Origin of the sequence: Paenibacillus barengoltzii G22 (assembly GCF_000403375.2) — a bacterium.
Classification (GTDB): domain Bacteria; phylum Bacillota; class Bacilli; order Paenibacillales; family Paenibacillaceae; genus Fontibacillus; species Fontibacillus barengoltzii.
On the sequence record NZ_KE159654.1, the window covers coordinates 447,810 to 450,998 of the forward strand.

Annotated in this window: 2 protein-coding genes; both read right to left on the reverse strand. The window is 44.9% G+C overall.

Translation table 11 applies throughout. The annotated features are described in order from the left end of the window. Positions 1-1,461 precede the first annotated feature (1,461 nt). A protein-coding gene (locus C812_RS16855; protein WP_279626232.1) for an IS3 family transposase occupies positions 1,462-2,612 on the reverse strand; the annotation gives its coding sequence in 2 pieces (ribosomal slippage) (positions 1,462-2,357 and positions 2,357-2,612; 1,152 coding nt in all). A 67-nt stretch (positions 2,613-2,679) separates the two neighbouring features. Continuing rightward, the gene (locus C812_RS16865) at positions 2,680-2,994 is read right to left on the reverse strand and encodes a hypothetical protein (protein WP_157274745.1); all 315 of its coding nucleotides are present in this window, start codon (positions 2,992-2,994) and stop codon (positions 2,680-2,682) included. Between the last annotated feature and the right edge of the window lie 195 nt (positions 2,995-3,189).

A 3,189-nucleotide genomic window follows, 5' to 3' on the forward strand; every position in this document is an offset into this window, starting at 1 on the left:
AATCCACGCACCTATGTAAGGTGCGACATGCAATTCTTGTCATCATAAAGCCACCTATATAGTATTTCAATCCACGCACCTATGTAAGGTGCGACAGCGCCCGAAATGAGCCCAGGCCCAGCAAGGGCTCAGAGGCTCAAAAGTGCGAACCTTGTAAAATGGCTGTTTTAAGCATAGCAAAAAAGAGGTCAAAATGCTATCAGCCCACGCACGGCGCGTGGTGCGAACCCCCCAGGGAATCATGTGCGCTTGGGGTTCGCACCAAACTCCCGCAGTCACTGTGACTTTACTCGAGAATAATTCTAACCAACACATGTGACAAATAAGATCCTTCAACATGGTCCACATTGATTGTACTTTTTACTCCATCTATGATCAGAAGCTGCCTGGGCAAGGTTAATCCCTTATAGCCACCCATTAGCCAAATAATAGAATCGTTGTTTTCTTCCATCTCCTGCAAGATTGATTTTCCTTTACACCATTCTGCATATTTGGGAACTTGTCATGCGAGCTTTCTTTTACTTTTCGCCGTCCATTCAATATTATCCAACAGATCTATAAACTTCCCTAACTTCTCGCCGAGAGGACACCATTTCAATTCACACACTCATATAGGGTGCGACTATCAAGACATAGATTTCTTTATAGGATTAGACTTTTCATTCCACGCACCTGCGTAAGGTGCGACAAGTCTTGGAGGAAGGTGTCGCTCCCCTCCTCAATCGTATTTCAATCCACGCACCTACATGGGTGCGACTTTTAAGCGGGCGATGGGCTATGCCATCCTCGGCGCAAAGCGGATTAGGTGCAATGAAGGCGCTTGTCCAAGCGATCTACAGCGAATTTGATTCCAAAACGATTCACGAAGCCCGGACCATTTAAGAGCAGTCGCCATATGACAGCGATCAGCTTTTGATCGAAACGCACGGTTTATCTGCTCCGAATTACCTCACAACTCAAATACAGCGATTAACGACCGAAGCCACCCCATAAGGAGTGGCTTCTCTTTAAATTTGCATCAATTGAATTCTTTAAATGCCGCAAAGGGCGCTGTTTATGATTTAATGTTGCATCCTAGTGAACCAACGATAATTAAATTATAAGGAGTGTAGTTTAAAAAGTCAACTTATGTTATTTCGGAAGTTGAAGCTGCTTCTGAAATATGCGAATAAATTGCTTTTGATTTTTTGAAAAACAAGTCAAAAATTTTACGATCTATAGCATCTAATTGCTCATTCGTTAGAAAATAGGAGGTATCTTTCGTCTTCTTCGGTTTAGTTATTCTCAATTTGCTTATAGCTCTAATCTGAGTGGGTATAGCAAATACTTTATTGTCATTGATGGCCGGAATTACGCCTAAATATACATCATCAGTATGTACATCACTGCATGACTGATCCTCACTAAGAGAACCAAGGGGTGTACCTCTGTCAATAGAGTAGACACAAAGAATCGAGAAAATTATGCGGTAGATCGGTACATACGTTCGCACTCATTGGGCGTAGAATACCCAATCGCGGAATGGATTCGTTTTCCATTGTAGAAGCAGGTAATATATTCAAAAATGCGTTTCTTGGCTTGCTTGCGTGTTTTGAACTTCTCCAAGTAGACAAGTTCTTTCTTAAGCACACTGTGGAACGATTCAATACACGCATTATCGTAGCAGTTCCCTTTGCGGCTCATACTGCCTTTCATCTTGTAGGTGCGCAGCCGCGCCTGGTAGTCATGAGAAGCGTACTGGCTGCCGCGATCCGAATGATGCAGAACCTCTTCGCACGGTCGCTGCTGGCTGTGGGCGCGGTCCAGCGCCGTTAACACGAGTTCTTTCGTCATTCGCTCATCCATGTGAAATCCAACGATTTTACGACTGTACAGGTCCATGATGCTTGCCAGGTATAGCCAACCCTCATCGGTCGGGATATACGTAATATCAGCCACCCAGGCCTTGTTTGGAGCGGACGGATTAAACTCGCGGTTCAACACGTTCTCTTGGACAGGCAGGTTGTGCTTCGAGTTGGTTGTGGCCTTGTATTTCTTCACCGTGCGAGAACGTAAACCCAGCTCCTTCATGATCCGAGCGACTGTTTTCTCGGACACTCGTATGCCCTGCTTGTGCAGTTCTTTTGCTACTTTGGGGCTTCCATATAATCGACGGGATTCTAGAAAGATACGACGGATCCGCCGCTCCAGCTTGCGACGTCGCTTTTCACGTTTGCTGGCTTTTCGCTGGGTCCATTTGTAATAGCCGCTTCGGGATACTTCAAAGGCTTCGCACATCTTCGAGACTCGGCACTTGAAGCGATGATCGTGGATGAAGGCATAGATCAGCGCCGGTCTTTGGCGAAGTAGTGCATCGCCTTTTTTAAGATGTCGTTCTCCTCTTCCAGATCACGAAGGCGTTTCTGAAGATCTCTCATTGCTTTATCGTCGGCTTTCAGTTGCCCACTGCCTGGAAAGGCCTGTGCGCCGTCTTTCTTGTATTCCGCCATCCAACGATACAGGGTGTTGTCGCTGATCCCCAGTTCGCGGGCGACCTGCGCCACCGCTTTCCCTTCTTCCTGGATCATCTGAATCGTTTGCAGTTTAAATTCTTTATCGTATTTTTTCGTCATGGTAGCACCTCGAATTTGGATAGATTCATTTTACCCGATTCTCGGTTCTCCATGTCTACTTTTTAGTCTAGCAGCAGGGCAACACTACTGCAGTAGGACTGGATCTTTTGTTATCATCTAGTACCACAGCCCAATGCGGCCCCCCATGTTCGGATCCCGCATTAAAGCCAAAGTGTATATGAACAACTTCTCCTCTTTTGTATCTTTTCAACCTTTTTGGATCAAAATCAAGCTCCCACTCCAGGTATTTGTTCTGCTGATCTAACCAACGAATAAAAATGCTTCCCCTTTTTTCTTCCATTTCTTCAATGGTATTCTGCAATCGCTTTAAATTCATCTCCATTATTTTCATTAGATTTTCATTATCTTTTACCTTTCTCAACCAAGTTCGCCCCTCCATCTTTTCTATTGACTCCCGATTTTTTGTATTAACAGATCTATAAACTCCCCCCAACTTCTCGCCGAGAAGGCACCATTTCAATCCACGCACCTATGTAAGGTGCGACCTTGTTTAATTTTGTAGTAACACAAAAATAACTAGTATTTCAATCCACGCACTCACAAGGAGTGCGACGGT